The following is a 15,779-nucleotide window of genomic DNA, read 5'->3' as shown; positions in this document are numbered from 1 at the left end:
AGGGAAGGTGGGCCATTGGCCCATTCGGCGGCGGGCTCTGGCGGCCATTGGCGGGCCATCGGACCACCCGGCTGGGGCCGCGCCGCGGCCGGACCGGGGCGGGTGCGGCCGGACCGGGGCGGGGCGCGGCGGTCACTGCGGGGCCGCTCCGGTGTTCTCCGTCGGCACGCACAGGACGGGGACGGGCGAGAGGTGCAGCAGCTTGTGCGGGGTGGAGCCGAGGAGGGCCCCGCGGAGCGGGCTGTCGCCCCAGCTCCCGACGATGATGACCCGCGCGCGGTGCCGTTCCGCGGCGGCGAGCAGGGCCTGGGCGGGTTTCTCGTCCCGCACCTCGACCGTCGAGGGCACCCCCGCCTCGTCGGCGGCCCGGACGGCGCGCGCGAGGGCGTTCACGCCGGCCTGCCGGACAGCCTCGCGGTGGGCCCGGTGCTCCTCCCCCGTGACGCCGGGAGCCGCCGCCCCGTAGACGAGGACGAGCGGTTCGCCGAAGGCGGTCGCCACCTTCAGAGCCACGTGCAGGGCACGTTCCGCTCCGGGTGATTCGTCGTACCCCAGGACGACGGACATCGGGGTCTCCTCTCCGGGGCGGTGCCTCTTCAGGGCTTCTGCTGCGTGCCGTGGACCAGGTCGGGATCCGCGACCCCCCGGCGTTCCTGCCAGTACCTTCCGTCCCTGAGCCGCCAGAAGACCATGACCAGCACACCCACGAGGCCGATGACGATCCCGATCACCAGGGGCGGACCGAGGCCGAACCAGGACACGCCGCCGGCCGAGTTCTCCGGGTCCGCCATGTCGGTGACGGACTCCACGAGCAGCCAGGCCAGCAGGGCGGCGCCGACGACGGGGCCGACGCCGATCAGCAGGAAGTTGTGCACGTTCTCCAGGAGGTGGCGGCGGTAGTAGACGGCGCAGGCCAGGCCGGTGAGCGCGTAGTAGAAGGCGATCAGGAGGGAGAGGGCGGTGAGCGAGTCCAGCAGGGCGTTCTCGCTGATCTGGTTGATGACGAGGTACCAGCCGATGGCGATGCCGGCCACCCACCACGTACTGACGTCAGGGGTGCGGAACCGCGGATGGATGTGGGCGAGCGCGGGCGGCAGGGCGTGGCGGCGGGCCATCGACAGGGCCGTGCGGGAGGCGGGGATGATCGTGGTCTGGGTGGAGGCGAGCGCGGAGGTGCACACCGCGAGGAGCACGACCCAGTCCCAGCCGCCCATCACCTCGTGGGCCAGGACGGCGAAGACGGCCTCCTCCTCGGAGGCGTTCTCGGCGAGGAAGGCGGTACCCGCGTAGGCGACGACCGCGAAGCCCACCGACAGGTACGTCACCAGCAGCACCACGGTCGACCAGATGCCCGCCTTGCCGGGCGCGGTGGCGGAGTCCTCGACCTCCTCGGTGAGGTTGACCGCGGACTCCCAGCCCCAGTAGATGAACACGCCGAGCAGCAGTCCGCCGGTGAGCGCGCTGCCGCCGGCGCCGAAGGGGTTGAGCCAGGCGACCGAGGGCTCGATCGAGTCGAGGGTGCCGGTGCCGGCGTAGACCCGGTGGAAGGCGACCACGGCGAAGGCCAGCAGGAAGAAGACCTGCGCCAGGATCAGGACGTTCTGCAGGTGGGCGGAGAGTTCGGTGCCGATGACGCAGATGGCGGTCATGGCGAGGATGACGACGACGGTCAGCGTCTGGCGGACCACCGGGTCCACCGCCCAGCTGTCGAGGCCGGCGGCGAGCAGCCCGAAGTGGACGGCCACGTCGGCCAGCGAGCCGATGACCAGGACGCCGGTCAGCGCGATGGCCCAGCCGCCGAGCCAGCCCGCCCAGGGGCCCATGGCCCGGGTGACCCACGAGAAGGTCGTCCCGCAGTCCTGGTCGACCTTGTTGAGGTAGTAGAAGGCCGAGGCGATGAGGAGCATGGGCACGAAGGACGCGAGCATCACGCCCGGCGCGTAGATGCCGGCCAGGGCCACGATCGGCCCGAGGACCGCCGCCAGGGAGTAGGCGGGCGAGGTGGAGTTCAGGCCGATGACGAGCGCGTCGAGGAAGCCGATCGCGTCCGCCTTGAGCCCTGCGGCGCCGTCCGTGCCGTCCTCGGGGCGCGTGCCGTCCGTCCTGCCGGGCCGGGGGCCGCCGGGGCCGCTGCCGCCCGTACCGTCGTGGGCCATGTACGCATCGTCACGCACCGGCCGCCGTGGCGCGAGGCGGGGCGGCCGGGCGGGTCGCGCGAGGGGGCGGCGTCAGGGGCGGGTGTTCCAGCCGGAGATCACCGGGAGGCCGTGCTCCGTGGAGAGCGTGCTGACCGTGCCGGTGCGCAGGAGGAACAGCCGGCCCTCCTCGGGCGGGAGTCCCAGGTAGCGGGCCGTCAGGACGCGGAGGAAGTGGCCGTGGGCGACCAGCACCACGTCCGCGCCGTCGGCGGCGACCACCGGGGCGGCGCGGGCGAGCACGCGGTCGGCGCGGGCGCCGACCTGGGCGGCGTTCTCGCCGGGGTGCGCCGCGTCGCCGGGCGGGACGGCGTCGGTCCACAGGGACCAGTGCGGCCGGCTCCGCTGGATCTCCGCGGTGGTGACGCCTTCGTAGCCGCCGTAGTCCCATTCCAGGAGGTCGGGCTCCGGCAGGCCGTCGGAGAGCCCGGCGAGCTGCGCCGTGGCGACGGCCCGGCGCAGCGGGCTGGTCAGGACCAGGGCCGGGCGCCGGTCCCGGAAGTACGGGGCGAGCGAGAGGGCCTCTTCGACGCCCCGGGCGGTCAGGGGCACGTCGGTGCGCCCGGTATGCCGTCCGGTGGCGCTCCACGCGGTCTCACCGTGCCTCACCAGCAACAGGTCACTCACCCTGCTGAGCCTACGGCCTGGGCCTGCGTCAGGTCGGCGCGGGGGCCGGGGGGCGCGTGTCCCGGGCCACCCGCCGAAAGGCGCCGAAAATTCGATGCGAAAACGGTGCGAGTTGGCCGGCAGGGCTCCTGATGGCGAGGCTCGGGCCATGGACGACGAGCAACGCATCGCGGCAGGTTTCGCGGCGGGCGACGAACACTGCATGGAGGACGTCTACCTGCGGTGGCGGCCGCTGGTGCATTCCCTGGCGCGCCGTTCGCTGGGCGACGACCGGGAGGCCGAGGACGTGACGCAGCAGGTCTTCCTCGCGGCCTGGCGCGGCCGGGGCGGCTTCCGGCCGGGGCCGGGCGGCCTGGGGGCCTGGCTCACGGGCATCACCCGGCACAAGGTGGCCGACGCGCTGGAGGCGCGGACCCGGCGGGCCCGGGCGGCGACGGCCGCGGCGCGCGCCTACGAGGAGTTCGCGCCCCGGCCCGGCGCCCGGACGCCTCCGGCGCCGGAGCCGGAGCGGGTCCTGGACCGGGTCCTGGTCCTGGGTGAACTGGCCCGGCTGCCGTCGGCGCAGCAGCGGGTGATACGCCTGGCCTTCTACGGGGACCTGACCCAGACGCAGATCGCGGCCCGCACCGGGCTGCCGCTGGGTACGGTCAAGAGTCACATGCGGCGGGCCCTGCAGGTGCTGCGCCAGTCGCTGGAGGCCCGTCCGCTGCCAGCCGCACGATGACATCGAGGCCCGAGCGCAGCCCGAACAGCCGCTCGGCCCGCGGGTCGGGCGTGCCCGCTCCCCAGCCGGGTCCGGCGAGCAGCAGCGCCGAATGGCCGCGGGCCCCGCGCAGGCCCCATTCGATGCCGGCCACCGAGCGGGCCAGCGCGGGGTCGGCGGTCGCCCGGGACTGCGCCCACAGCACGACGGCCCGCGGCCCGGTGCGCCGGACCGCGTCGCACAGTGCCTCGGCGGGCAGGGCCGCACCGAACATCCTGACCGGCACGCCCCGTTCGCCGAGGGCGGCGGCGAGTGCTTCGACGGGCAGAGTGTGCTGTTCACCGGGGGCGCAGGCCAGCAGGACGGGCGCGGTACGGGCCTGTGCCGGAGCGGGCCGTATCCGGTGCAGGACCCCGGACACTTGCCAGGACAGCAGGTGTTCCACCTCGATGTACCGCTCCCCCGCCGAGGCCCACTTGCGGCCGACGGCGTGCAGGGTCGGTGCGATGACCTCCTCCCACGCGGTGAGCAGGCCGAGTTCGGCGAGGGCGGCTTCCAGGAGTTCCTGCACGGCCGACGCGTCGAGGCGTACGGCGGCCCGCGCGAGCCCCCGGCACTCGGGCCGGACCTCCCCCAGGGGCAGGGCCCCCTGCCCGCCCGGCCCGCCCTGCGGGGGCCGGGCGCGGACCGCGGGCGCCGCGCCGCGGGCGGCCCGGGCGGCCTCGCCGGGGGGCACCCCCCGGGCGGTGAGGCGGCACATCAGTTCCAGGCGGGCGATGTCCTGCGGGGTCCAGCGGCGGTGGCGGCCGTCCTCCCTGCGGGCGGGGCCGATCGCGTAGCGGCGCTCCCAGGAGCGCAGCGTCGTCGGTGAGACCCCGAGGTGCCGGGCCACGGCGCCGGTGCTCAGCGCGGCGGCGGGGAGTGCGTGCGGCGCCTGGGGCGAGGGGTCGGACTGCACACGATCACCCTACGACGGGCGGCCGGTGTCCGACGCGCGTCCACCGTCCCGTCCCTGCCGGAACCGCTGCTGCCCGTCGGCCAGTTCCACCAGCGGGTCGGGGTAGTCGTAGCGGGCGCGCTCCTCCTCGGGCAGCCGCCACGGCTCGTGCAGGCGCGGGGCGGCGAGCCCGGCGAGCTCCGGCACCCAGCGGTGCACGTAGCGGCCCTGCGGGTCGTACCGCAGGGCTTGGCGGACGGGGTTCAGCACCCGGTTCGGGCGGGTGTCGGTGCCGGTTCCGGCGACCCACTGCCAGTTCATCTGGTTGTTGGCGAGGTCCCCGTCCACCAGGAGGTCGAGGAAGTGGCGCGCCCCGGTCCGCCAGTCGACGTACAGGGTCTTGGTCAGGAAACTGGCGGCCAGCAGCCGCGCACGGTTGTGCATCCAGCCCTCGTGGCGGAGCTGCCGCATCGCCGCGTCCACCACCGGGTACCCGGTGCGGCCCTCCTTCCAGGCCTGCACCTCCTCCTCGGCGGCGGGTCCGGTGCGCCAGTGGTCGCCGCGGGTGCGGTAGTCCTCGGCGGCGGACCGGGGACGGGCGGCGAGCACCTGGTAGTGGAAGTCGCGCCAGCACAGCTGGCGGACGAAGGCCTCGGCGCCGGGTCCGCCGGCCGCCCGGCTGCGGTGGACGGCCTCGGTGGGCGAGAGGGTGCCGAAGTGCAGGTGCGGGGAGAGCCGGGAGGTGGCATCGCCCGCCATGTCGTCGTGGCTGTCCTCGTAGCGCGTCACGCCGGAGCGCAGCCAGCCCGTCAGCATGCGCCGGGCCTCGGTCTCGCCGCCGCGGGCGAGGCCCGGGGAGGCCCCGGTGACGGCGGCGCGGGTGGGCAGCGGTTCGGAGCCGATGCCCTCGGGCACCCGGACGGCGCGCGGGGCGGGGGCGGCCGCCCGCGGGGGCAGTTCGTTCCAGCGGCGGAAGTACGGGGTGAAGACGGCGAAGTGGTCGGAGCCCGTGGGACGGACGGCCCCGGGTGCCTGGGCGGTGACGACGGTGTCGTGCACGTAGAGCCGGCGGCCCTCGGCTTCGAGGGCCTCGCGCAGCCGTCCCTCACGGGCGTGGGCGTACCCGCTGACTCCGGCGGCCATGTGCACCTCGTCGGCGTCGGCCTCCCGGACGAGGGCGCACACCTCGGCGACGACCTCACCGGAGCGGACCACCAGGCGGCCGCCGCGCTCGCGGAGCCCGGCGTCCAGGTCGGCAAGGCAGTCGGCGAGGAAGGCCTGCCGGTTGGGCGGGGCGAATCCGGCGGCCGCGACGGCGCGGTCGCGGACGAACAGCGGGACCACCCGGTCCCCCGAGGACAGGGCCGCGCGCAGCGGCGGATGGTCGTGCAGGCGCAGGTCGGAGGTGTAGAGGACCACCGCGACGTTCATGGGCTCTCGCTCCGCGTTCGGGACCGGGATCGGTCGGCTGTCAAGGGGTACTTCGCCGGACGGCCCCCGGCCGGATGCGGCGTGCCCGCGCGGGCCGGCGGGGGCGGACGGGCCGGCGGACGGGGCCGGCGAGCGGACGGGCCCGGCGGGCGGACGGGTTCGGTCCCGCCGTGCCCGCGTACGGGTTCGGCCCCCGGCGGGCCGGGGGTCAGCGGCCCCCGGTGTCCAGGCGCTCCGCGGCCCGGGCGATGTTGCGGGCCATGCCGCCGAAGACCACGGCGTGGAAGGGGGAGACGCTCCACCAGTAGAGGTGGCCGAGCAGCCCGTGGGGGTGGAAGAGGGCGCGCTGGCGGAACCGGGACACGGCCGGGCTGCGGCCCGTACCGCCCGGGCCGGGCTCCACGTACATCTCCAGCCACGCCAGCCCCGGCAGCCGCATCTCGGCGCGCAGGCGGAGCAGGCGGCCCGGTTCGATCTCCTCCACCCGCCAGAAGTCCAGCGAGTCCCCCACCCGGAGCCGGGCCGCGTCCCGGCGGCCGCGGCGGATGCCGACGCCGCCGACCAGCCGGTCGAGCCAGCCGCGTACCGCCCAGGCCAGCGGGAAGGAGTACCAGCCGTTCGTGCCGCCGATGCCCTCGACCACCCGCCACAGGGCGCCGGGCGAGGCGTTGACGTCGCGCTCGCGGTGGTCGGTGTAGAGGCTGCCGCCCGCCCAGTCGGGGTCGGTGGGCAGCGGGTCGCTGGGCGCTCCGGGCAGCGAGGCCGAGGACCACCGGGTGGTGACGTCGGCCTCCCGTACCCGCCGCAGCGCCAGGTCGAGGGCCTGGTCGACGCCGATGGGGGCGCCGGGAGGGTCGGGGACGTACCGGGCGATGTCGTGTTCCGCGCAGACGACCTCGTGCCGCAGCGATTCGGCGAGCGGCCTGGCCAGGGCCCGCGGTACGGGCGTGACCAGCCCGATCCAGTGGCTGGACAGGCGGGGGGTCAGCATCGGTACGCGCAGGATGAGCCGGTGGGGGAGTTCGGCGATCACGGCGTAGCGGCGCATCATCTCCTCGTAGGTCAGCACGTCGGGCCCGCCGATGTCGAAGGCGCGGTCCACTTCGGCCGGGAGGGTGGCGCAGCCGACCAGGTAGCGCAGTACGTCGCGGACGGCGATGGGCTGGCAGCGGGTGGACACCCAGCTCGGGGTGACCATGACGGGCAGCCGCTCGGTGAGGTAGCGCAGCATCTCGAAGGAGGCGGATCCGGAGCCGATGATCACCGCGGCGCGCAGGACCGCGGCGGGGACGGCACCGGCGAGCAGGATCTCGCCGACCTCCGCGCGGGAGCGCAGGTGCGGGGAGAGCTCCCGGGCCGGGACGTCCGCGGGGGCGAGACCGCCCAGGTAGACGATCCGGCGGACGCCCGCGGCCTCGGCCTGCTCCGCGAAGAGGCGGGCGGCGGCGCGGTCGCGTTCCTCGAAACCGGATCCGGCGTTCAGGGCGTGGACGAGGTAGTAGGCCACGTGGATGCCCTGCAGCGCCGATGCCACCGACGCGGCGTCGGTGACGTCGCCGCGGACCACCTCGGCCCGGCCGGCCCAGACGTGGTCCCGGAGCTTCTCCGGGGTGCGGGCCAGGCACCGGACGTGGTGTCCGGCATCGAGCAGTTCGGGCACCAGCCGACCGCCGATGTAGCCGGTGGCGCCGGTGACCAGGCAGTTCAGGCCCGTCATGACTGTCTCCGCTCCTCGTGCCCGTCCTGGTGGGCGTCCTGGCCAGTCTGCTGGGGCGGCCGCCGGTGCGCCTGCCCACCGGGGCGGGCCCGGTCCGCCGGAACACCGCTTCGCCGGCGCCGGGCCACCGGTCGCACGGGTGTGGTGGCTGCCGGCGCACCCCGTACGGGATTCGGTCGCGGCGTACCGGTCGGATGCGCCCGCCGGCCGGGACGGGCTCCGTACCAGGCACCGCGCCAGATCCGGAGGAAGCGGGCCATTGGTACAGTCACGGCATGCCGGTGGACGAGCTCGACACGAGGATCCTGCGTCTGCTGATCGAGCGGCCGCGCACCAGCGTCCGCGAATACGCCCGCCTCCTCGGCGTCGCACGGGGGACCCTGCAGGCGCGGCTGGACCGGCTGGAACGCACCGGGGTGATCACCGGCAGCGGCCCCGTGCTCTCTCCGGCCGCGCTGGGCCATCCGGTGCTGGCCTTCGTGCACATCGAGGTCACCCAGGGTCACCTGGACGAGGTCGGCGACGCGCTGGCGGCCGTACCCGAGATCATCGAGGCCTTTTCGATCACCGGGGGCGGGGACCTCCTCACGCGGGTGGCAGCCCGGGACAACGCACACCTGGAAGATGTGATCCAGCGGCTCATCCGGCTCCCCGGCGTGGTCCGCACGCGCACCGAGGTCGCCCTGCGCGAGCGGGTGGCCCACCGGCTGCTGCCCCTGGTCGAGGCGGTGGGACGGGCAGCCCGGTAGCACCTGCCAGACTGGTCTATACAGGACATGACCGGCAGGACGGGCGCAGCGGATGAAATCCGTCATATTCGATCTCGACGGCACGCTCGTGGACAGCGAGCCGAACTACTACGAGTCCGGACGCCGCACCTTGGCACGCCACGGCGTGCCGGATTTCTCCTGGGAGCAGCACGCCCGATTCATCGGCATCGGCACGCTCGAAACCTTGCAGATCCTCAAGGAGCGGTACGCGATCCGGACGCCCGTGGACCGGTTGCTCGCCGAGCAGAACGCCGCATACCTGGAGCTGGCCCGCGCCGGGACCGAGGTCTTCCCCGAGATGCGCAAGTTCGCGGAGCGGCTGCACGCGGAAGGGGTGCCGACGGCGGTGGCCTCCGGATCCTCCCGCGAGGCGATCGAAGCCGTCCTGGCCGGCACCGGCCTGGACGCCGTGCTGACCACCGTGGTGTCCGCCGAGGAGGTCGCGCACGGCAAGCCCGCCCCGGACGTGTTCCTGGAGGCCGCCCGGCGGCTGGGGGTCGGGCCCGCCGACTGTGTGGTCGTCGAGGACGCGGCGCCCGGAGTGCTGGCCGCGCGGGCCGCCGGCATGGACTGCGTGGCGGTCCCGTACGCGCCGCGGACGCCGGGAGACGCCGCCTTCGCGGAGGCCGGCCTGCTCTTCGCGGGCGGGCAGCGGGAGTTCCGTGCGGACACGGCCTACGACTGGGTGCGCGCCCGCCCGACCGACTGACGGACCGGCGGTCGCCGCGTCGTCGCGGGGCGCGGGGGGAGCGGGGGGCGCAGGGGGCCCGGGGGTCGTCGTGGTCGCCGTGGTCGCGGCCGTCGCCGCGGTCGTGGTGGTCACGGTCGCGGTGGTCGCCGTGTTCGCGGTGCGGCAGGTCCCAACTGCCCCTGGAAACTGCCCCTTTGCCGCTGTGTCAGCTCCTAGCCTCGGGGCGGGAACAGCGGCGGGCCCCGCCGCTCCGCACGAGGAGAGGCCCTGATGAATCCGAAGAAGAACAAGCTCGCGGCCGGTGGCGCCGCGGTCGTGATCGCCGCGGGCATCGTGATCGGCGCAGTCGGCGCGGCCCAGGCGGCCCCGTCCGCCCCCGAGCGCATCACGTCCGTGCAGCAGCTGCACGACAGCCTTGCCCAGGCGGTGGAGCAGGAACAGGCGCTCGGCCTCCAGGGCACCATCGGCGGGCCCGTCGGCAAGGCCCTGGACGCCTCGCACGACGCGATCGACGGCTGACGGGAAGGGTGAGCACCGTGGCAACCGACACGTCAGTGGCGGCTCCGGCGACCTGGTGCCCGAGCAGCGACGCCCGGGCACCCGAGGCGGTGGTCCTCGGCGTCCGCTCGGGGGCGGACGGCCGGGTGGCCTACCTCGCCGACCCGGTCCCGGCGTCCGAGGTGCTCGGCGCCGTCCCCGAGGGGATCGAGCCGACCCGCGTCCTGCGGTTCGCCTCGCACTGCGTCACCGGGTGCGCCAACCGCCGGGGCGACGACTGCACCCTGGTGGAACGGGTGCTGGCCCTGCCGGCCCCGGCGGACGCCCGTGCGGTTCCACGGTGCCACCTGCGCGCCACGTGCCAGTGGTGGCAGCAGACGGGCGTGGATGCCTGCCACCGCTGTCCCGCCGTCACCACGGCCACGTTCCAGGAGGACGAACTCGCCACCCTGGTCGCCGATCCGTCGACGACCCCGGAGCAACTGGCCGCCTGGATCGCCGCGTCGGACTGACCTCCGCCGGCGCCCGGAACGAGCCCCCGCCGTCCCCGTCCGCCCCCTCCCCCGCCCGCTGCCTGCACCACGAGCCGCCGCCCCGCACCCGGGCCGGCGGCTCGTCCGCGTGTCCGGAAGGGGAGACGGAGCGTCCAGGGAACGAGACGCCCATTGACCCGGTCCCCACCGGATGGCTAGGTTTCGCCGCATGTTGCAGTCAGTCATGCTCACCACGCGCGGTCACATCGACCTGCTGCGGGTGGCCTCCGCCGCGTGTCGCCGCGGCTGCTGACGCCCTTTTCCGCCGTGCCCGAGCGCCTCGCGCTCGTCGTCCGCGCATCCTGAGCTGACCGGGGACCCCCGGGCTGCGGTCCTCCGTACCGCCCGGCCGCACGGAGCCTGCCGCCCTTCCCGGACGGCCTGACCGGCCGGACCTTCCGGGCCTCGGCCCGGTTCCGCCCCACCGCACCGGGGGCCGGACCGGCCGCGGCACACGTCACCCCGCCCGCACCCCTCCCGTACCCCTCCCCTCGCGTGCACCCCTCCCGTGTACTCCGTCGCCCCGGCCGGCGTCGCGCCGGCACGACGTCATGCCTTCACGCCGTCATCACGCCGTCCTGTCATCACGCCGTCGCGTCGTGGCGCCGTCACGTCATCGCACCGCCTCCCACCCGCACTTCCGTGGAGCCCCCATGAGCATCAGCCATGCGCCACCGCCGGACCTCTCGCTCACGTCACGACCCGAGGAGCTGCCCGCCCCCTCCCCCGCCCTCGTGGCGGTCGTCCCGACCTCCGCGCGCCGGCGGTCGGTGCCCCGCTGGGTCCGCAGGACCTCCGGCCCCCTGCTGCTCCTCGCCCTGTGGCAAGTCGCCAGCACCGTCGGCTGGTTGCCCGCCGACACCCTGGCGCCGCCGTCGACCATCGCGGCCGCCGGAGCGGACCTCGTCGGGGATGGGACGCTGCCCGGCGCCATGGCCGTCTCCCTGCAGCGCGTGGCGATCGGCCTGGTGATCGGCGGCACCGCCGGCACCGTCCTCGCGCTGCTGTCGGGCCTGTCGCGTCTCGGCGAGGACCTCATCGACGCGAGCGTGCAGATGCTGCGCACCGTGCCGTGGGTGGGCCTCATCCCGCTGTTCATCATCTGGATGGGCATCGGGGAGGCCCCGAAGGTCGCCCTCATCGCCCTCGGAACCGCCTTCCACCTGTACCTCAACGTGTACGCGGGCATCCGCGGGGTGGACGAGCAGCTCATCGAGGCGGGCGGGGCCCTGGGACTCGGCCGGTGGGGTCTGGTGCGGCACGTGGTGCTGCCCGGCGCCCTCCCCGGGTTCATGACGGGGCTGCGCTACTCGCTCGCGACGGCCTGGCTGGCCCTGGTCTTCGGCGAGTCCATCAACGCGGACGCCGGCATCGGCTTCCTGATGAACCAGGCCCGCGAGTTCTTCCGCACCGACGTGATCGTCGTCTGCCTCGTCGTGTACGCCTTCCTCGGCCTGACCGCCGACCTCCTCGTCCGCCTCCTCGAAAGGCTGCTGCTGCAATGGCGACCGACGTTCACGGGACAGTAGCCACCGCCGCCGCCGTACGGGTCACCGGGCTGACCCGGTCCTTCGGCGGGCGGGTCGTCATCCACGGACTCGACCTGACGCTGCAGGCAGGCGAGTTCACCGTGCTGCTGGGCCGCAGCGGCTGCGGCAAGTCCACCCTGCTGCGCATCCTGGCGGGCCTGGACCGGGAGATCGAGGGCGAGGTACTGGTGCCCGAGCGCCGGGCCGTGGCCTTCCAGGCCCCGCGCCTGATGCCCTGGAAGCGCGTCTGGCGCAACGTCCTGCTCGGCCTGCCCGGGCGCCCCGTGCGCGAACGCGCCGAACGGGCGCTGGCCGAGGTCGGACTGGAACACCGCACGGACGCCTGGCCCAAGACCCTGTCCGGCGGTGAGGCCCAGCGGGCCTCGCTGGCCAGGGCGCTGGTCCGCGAGCCCGATCTGCTGCTGCTGGACGAGCCGTTCGGCGCCCTCGACGCGCTGACCCGGATCAAGGCGCAGCAGCTGGTGGCCCGGTTGTGGCAGCGGCGCGGCTGCGCGGTGCTGCTGGTCACGCACGACGTCGACGAGGCCGTGCTGCTCGCCGACCGCGTCCTGGTGATGGACGAGGGCCGGATCGCCTACGACACCCGGGTCGACCTGGAGCGGCCCCGCGAGGTCGGCCAAGCGGGCTTCGCGGCCCTGCGCTCACGGCTCCTGGCCGAACTGGGCGTCGGCTGAGCCGCCTCTTCGCCCCCCGTCCCCGATCACCTTCCGGCCCGGCCCGGCCGTCCCGCTCCACCCCGTTCCGCCCCTTCCGCGTACGAGAGAACGAAGACACCGACATGAGACGTCACTCCCTGCCCCTGTCCCTGCTCGCCTCCCTGGTACCGCTGTCGCTGGCGCTGACCGCCTGCGGCGGCAGCTCCGCCGCCGACACCGGCTCGGCGGCAGCCGGGCAGGACGGCGCCAAGGTCACGCTCAGCGTCGGCGACCAGAAGGGCGGCAGCGAGTCGCTGCTGCGGGCCGCCGGTGAACTGGACGGCCTCGACTACGGCATCAAGTGGTCCACTTTCACCTCCGGGCCGCCCCTTCTGGAGGCCGTCAACGCCAAGGCCGTGGACATCGGCGGCGTCGGCAACACCCCGCCGGTCTTCGCCGCGGGCGCCAAATCGAAGATCGCGGTGGTGGCGGCCTCGCACGGCTCCTCCGCCGGCGAGGCGGTCCTGGTGCCCAAGGGTTCGGCCCTCCAGTCCCCGGCCGAACTGCGCGGCAAGAAGATTGCGGTGGCCCAGGGCAGTTCGGCGCACTTCCAACTGCTGACGGCGCTCGCCCAGGCAGGCCTGAAGCCCACCGATGTGACGATCAGCTTCCTCCAGCCGGCGGACGCGCTGGCCGCCTTCAACAGCGGCGCCGTCGACGCCTGGGCGGTGTGGGACCCGTACACCTCCCAGGTGCTGCGCTCCGGCGCCCGGGTCCTCACCTCCGGGGAGGGGGCGGTCAACGGCCTGGGATTCCAGGTCGCGGCCCCCGCAGCCCTGGAGGACCCGGCGAAGAGCAAGGCCATCGGCGACTACCTGACCCGGCTGCGGCGCGCCCAGGACTGGGTGTACGAGCATCCGCAGGAGTGGGCGAAGGTCTGGGCGAAGGAGACCGGCCTGCCCTACGAGGTCGCCTTCGACGCGGTCAAGCGCAGCAACGGCACCCGGGTCGCGGTCGCCGTGGACGACGCGGCCGTGGCCTCCGAGCAGAAGATCGCCGACACCTTCACGGACCTGAAGCTGATCCCCGGCAAGGTCGCCTTCAAGGACTTCGTCGACACCCGCTTCAACGGCACCCTGCCGCCCTCCACCACCGCCCCTCGGTCGTATGCGAAGGACTCCTGATGACCGTCCGCCTGCACTGGTTCCTGCCCACCGGCGGGGACGGCCGCACCCTGGTCGACCGGCACGCCTACGCGCACAACACGGCCGCACCCGGGGTGCGCGAACCGGACATCGAATACCTCGCCCAGATCGCCAAGGCGGCCGAACGGCTCGGCTTCGAGGCGGTGCTGACCCCCACCGGGACCTGGTGCGAGGACGCCTGGCTGACCACGGTGGCGCTGGCCCAGCACACGGAACGGCTGAAGTTCCTGGTGGCCTTCCGGCCCGGCGTGGTCTCGCCGACGCTGGCGGCCCAGATGGCTGCCACCTACCAGCGGATCACCCGCGGCAGGCTCCTGCTGAACGTGGTGACGGGCGGGGACTCCGCCGAGCAGCGGCGGTTCGGCGACCACCTGGACCACGACCGCCGCTACGAGCGGACCGCCGAGTTCCTGTCAGTGGTCCGGGGGGTGTGGGGCGGGACGCCGTACGACTTCCACGGCGAGCACTACCGGATCGACGGCGGGCTGACCGCCGTTCCGCCCGACCCGCTGCCCGAGATCTTCTTCGGCGGGTCCTCGGCCGCGGCCGGCCCGGTGGCCGCCGAGCACGCCGATGTGTACCTGACCTGGGGCGAACCCCCGCAACAGGTGAAGGAGAAGATCGACTGGATCCGCTCGCTCGCCGAGGAGCGCGGACGGACGGTCCGCTTCGGCATCCGGCTGCACACCGTCTCCCGGGACTCGGCGAAGGAGGCCTGGGGCGCTGCGGACCGGCTGCTGGCCGATCTGGACGACGCGGACATCGCGCGGGCCCAGTCACTGCTCGGGGCGAGCGAATCGGTGGGCCAGCAGCGGATGCTCGCCCTGCACGGCGGCTCGCGCGACAAGCTGGAGATCGCGCCGAACCTGTGGGCGGGGGTCGGGCTGGTCCGCGGCGGCGCGGGCACGGCGCTGGTGGGCAGCCATGGCGACGTGGCCGACCGGATCGAGGAGTACCACGCGCTCGGGATCGAGAACTTCGTCCTGTCGGGCTACCCGCACCTGGAGGAGGCGTACTGGTTCGGCGAGGGGGTGACCCCCGAGCTGGCGGCCCGCGGCCTGCTCGCACCGTAGCGGGGCGCCGGCCGGGGCGGACGGGAAGATCCGGCGTCCCCCACGAGTTGGTAGAACCGTGAACGACATGACGGGCAGGACAGAGGTCGCAGAGGTCGACGTGGTGGTGGTCGGCGCCGGGCAGGCGGGCCTGTCCAGCGCCTACCACCTCGGCCGGGCGGGGATCGGCCACGTGGTCCTGGACCACTCCCCCCGCCCGGGCGGAGCCTGGCAGTTCCGCTGGCCGTCGCTGACCTACGGCAAGGTGCACGGGATGCACGCGCTGCCCGGCATGGAACTCGTGGGCGCCGACCCGCTGCGCCCCTCGTCGGAGGTGGTCCCCGCGTACTTCGACGCGTACGAGCGCCGCTTCGGCCTGCGAGTGCGCCGTCCGGTGGACGTCACAGCCGTACGCGAGGGGGACGGGGGCAGGCTGCGGGTCGAGACCCCGGCCGGGACCTGGTCCGCCCGGGCCCTGATCAACGCCACCGGAACCTGGGACCGGCCCTTCTGGCCGCGCTACCCGGGCCAGGAGGCGTTCCGCGGGCGCCAGGTGCACACCGCGAACTACCCGGGGCCGCAGGAGTTCGCCGGAGCCCGGGTGATCGTCGTGGGCGGGGGCACCTCCGCGGTGCAGCACCTGCTGGAGATCTCCGAGGTCGCGGCGGCGACCACCTGGGTGACGCGCCGGCCGCCGGTGTTCCGCGACGGGGGCTTCGGGGAGGCCGAGGGGCGGGCCGCGGTGGCCCTGGTGGACGAGCGGGTGCGTCGGGGACTGCCGCCGCAGAGCGTGGTCAGCGTCACCGGCCTCCCCCTCACCGAGGCCGTCCGGGCCGGCCTGGACTCCGGGGTGCTGGAGCGCCGGCCGGTGTTCGACCGGCTCACCCTCACCGGTGCGGTGTGGGAGGACGGCCGCAGGGTGGACGCCGACGTCATCCTGTGGGCGACCGGCTTCCGCGCCGCCGTCGAGCACCTGGCGCCGCTGCATCTGCGCGAGGCCGGCGGGGGCATCCGCGTCGAGGGGACCCGGGCCGTCCGCGACGCACGCGTCCACCTGGTCGGCTACGGGCCCTCGGCATCGACGATCGGCGCCAACCGGGCGGGCCGCGCCGCTGTCCAGGAGATCCGCCGCATGCTGGACCGGGACCGGACGCCGGTGCCCGTCGGCTGAAGCGGCGGGGACGGTCGGCTGCCCGCCGCTCCGGCGCACGCCGAAGGGGAGGGGGCTGTCCATC

17 protein-coding genes are annotated in these 15,779 nt (G+C 74.7%); 11 read left to right on the top strand and 6 right to left on the bottom strand.

Going from position 1 to position 15,779, the window contains the following annotated elements; translation table 11 throughout:
* Positions 1-132: 132 nt before the first annotated feature.
* The 3 genes from ACLJTM_RS07465 to ACLJTM_RS07455 form a co-directional block, all read right to left on the bottom strand.
* Complete coding sequence (locus ACLJTM_RS07465) at positions 133-567, bottom strand: universal stress protein (RefSeq protein ID WP_411102620.1); 435 nt, start codon at positions 565-567, stop codon at positions 133-135.
* 29 nt (positions 568-596) lie between these two features.
* Complete coding sequence (locus ACLJTM_RS07460; protein WP_411102619.1) at positions 597-2,156, bottom strand: APC family permease; 1,560 nt, start codon at positions 2,154-2,156, stop codon at positions 597-599.
* Positions 2,157-2,228: 72 nt separating this feature from the next.
* Positions 2,229-2,822: a histidine phosphatase family protein gene (locus tag ACLJTM_RS07455; protein WP_411102618.1), complete on the bottom strand. Its 594-nt coding sequence runs from the start codon at positions 2,820-2,822 to the stop codon at positions 2,229-2,231.
* A 148-nt stretch (positions 2,823-2,970) separates the two neighbouring features.
* On the opposite strand from ACLJTM_RS07455, the gene ACLJTM_RS07450 reads away from it, so the two are divergent.
* Positions 2,971-3,546 carry an RNA polymerase sigma factor gene (locus ACLJTM_RS07450; RefSeq protein ID WP_411102617.1) on the top strand — a complete coding sequence of 192 codons (576 nt, stop codon included), beginning with the start codon at positions 2,971-2,973 and terminating at the stop codon, positions 3,544-3,546.
* On the opposite strand, the gene ACLJTM_RS07445 is transcribed toward ACLJTM_RS07450, so the two are convergent.
* From ACLJTM_RS07445 to ACLJTM_RS07435, 3 genes are all read right to left on the bottom strand, one after another.
* The gene (locus ACLJTM_RS07445; protein WP_411102616.1) at positions 3,470-4,483 is read right to left on the bottom strand and encodes a MerR family transcriptional regulator; all 1,014 of its coding nucleotides are present in this window, start codon (positions 4,481-4,483) and stop codon (positions 3,470-3,472) included. The two genes, ACLJTM_RS07450 and ACLJTM_RS07445, sit on opposite strands and share 77 nt — an antisense overlap.
* A 9-nt stretch (positions 4,484-4,492) precedes the next feature.
* Positions 4,493-5,893 (bottom strand): cryptochrome/photolyase family protein, encoded by a 1,401-nt coding sequence (locus ACLJTM_RS07440; RefSeq protein WP_411102615.1) that lies wholly within the window; start codon positions 5,891-5,893, stop codon positions 4,493-4,495.
* Positions 5,894-6,101: 208 nt separating this feature from the next.
* Positions 6,102-7,610, bottom strand: a complete 1,509-nt coding sequence (locus ACLJTM_RS07435; RefSeq protein ID WP_411102614.1) for an SDR family oxidoreductase — start codon at positions 7,608-7,610, stop codon at positions 6,102-6,104.
* Between the two features lie 275 nt (positions 7,611-7,885).
* Here ACLJTM_RS07435 and ACLJTM_RS07430 point away from each other — a divergent pair, with 275 nt between their 5' ends.
* The 10 genes from ACLJTM_RS07430 (at position 7,886) to ACLJTM_RS07385 (ending at position 15,715) form a co-directional block, all read left to right on the top strand.
* On the top strand, positions 7,886-8,359 hold the full coding sequence (locus tag ACLJTM_RS07430; protein WP_411102613.1) for an Lrp/AsnC family transcriptional regulator: 474 nt from the start codon (positions 7,886-7,888) through the stop codon (positions 8,357-8,359).
* Positions 8,360-8,411: 52 nt separating this feature from the next.
* Positions 8,412-9,089, top strand: coding sequence for an HAD family hydrolase (locus ACLJTM_RS07425; RefSeq protein ID WP_411102612.1), 678 nt, complete (start codon positions 8,412-8,414; stop codon positions 9,087-9,089).
* 252 nt (positions 9,090-9,341) lie between these two features.
* A complete protein-coding gene (locus tag ACLJTM_RS07420) occupies positions 9,342-9,590 on the top strand; it encodes a hypothetical protein (RefSeq protein ID WP_411102611.1) in 249 nt (82 codons plus the stop codon).
* A gap of 17 nt (positions 9,591-9,607) precedes the next feature.
* On the top strand, positions 9,608-10,081 hold the full coding sequence (locus tag ACLJTM_RS07415) for a hypothetical protein (RefSeq protein WP_411102610.1): 474 nt from the start codon (positions 9,608-9,610) through the stop codon (positions 10,079-10,081).
* Between the two features lie 172 nt (positions 10,082-10,253).
* A complete protein-coding gene (locus ACLJTM_RS07410; protein WP_411102609.1) occupies positions 10,254-10,355 on the top strand; it encodes a putative leader peptide in 102 nt (33 codons plus the stop codon).
* Between the two features lie 400 nt (positions 10,356-10,755).
* A complete protein-coding gene (locus tag ACLJTM_RS07405; RefSeq protein WP_411102608.1) occupies positions 10,756-11,631 on the top strand; it encodes an ABC transporter permease in 876 nt (291 codons plus the stop codon).
* Positions 11,604-12,326, top strand: a complete 723-nt coding sequence (locus ACLJTM_RS07400; RefSeq protein ID WP_411102607.1) for an ABC transporter ATP-binding protein — start codon at positions 11,604-11,606, stop codon at positions 12,324-12,326. Before ACLJTM_RS07405 ends, ACLJTM_RS07400 begins: the two co-directional genes overlap by 28 nt.
* A 104-nt stretch (positions 12,327-12,430) precedes the next feature.
* The gene (locus tag ACLJTM_RS07395; RefSeq protein ID WP_411102606.1) at positions 12,431-13,471 is read left to right on the top strand and encodes an ABC transporter substrate-binding protein; all 1,041 of its coding nucleotides are present in this window, start codon (positions 12,431-12,433) and stop codon (positions 13,469-13,471) included.
* On the top strand, positions 13,471-14,565 hold the full coding sequence (locus tag ACLJTM_RS07390; RefSeq protein WP_411102605.1) for an LLM class flavin-dependent oxidoreductase: 1,095 nt from the start codon (positions 13,471-13,473) through the stop codon (positions 14,563-14,565). The genes ACLJTM_RS07395 and ACLJTM_RS07390 overlap by 1 nt, the downstream gene beginning before the upstream one ends.
* 67 nt (positions 14,566-14,632) lie before the next feature.
* Positions 14,633-15,715: an NAD(P)-binding domain-containing protein gene (locus ACLJTM_RS07385; protein ID WP_411102604.1), complete on the top strand. Its 1,083-nt coding sequence runs from the start codon at positions 14,633-14,635 to the stop codon at positions 15,713-15,715.
* Positions 15,716-15,779 lie beyond the last annotated feature (64 nt).

Origin of the sequence: Streptomyces sp. cmx-4-9, from assembly GCF_046548835.1 — a bacterium.
In the GTDB taxonomy this organism is placed as follows: domain Bacteria; phylum Actinomycetota; class Actinomycetes; order Streptomycetales; family Streptomycetaceae; genus Streptomyces.
The sequence above is the reverse complement of the archived record's forward strand: the minus strand, read 5'-3'. Positions and strand labels throughout refer to the sequence as shown.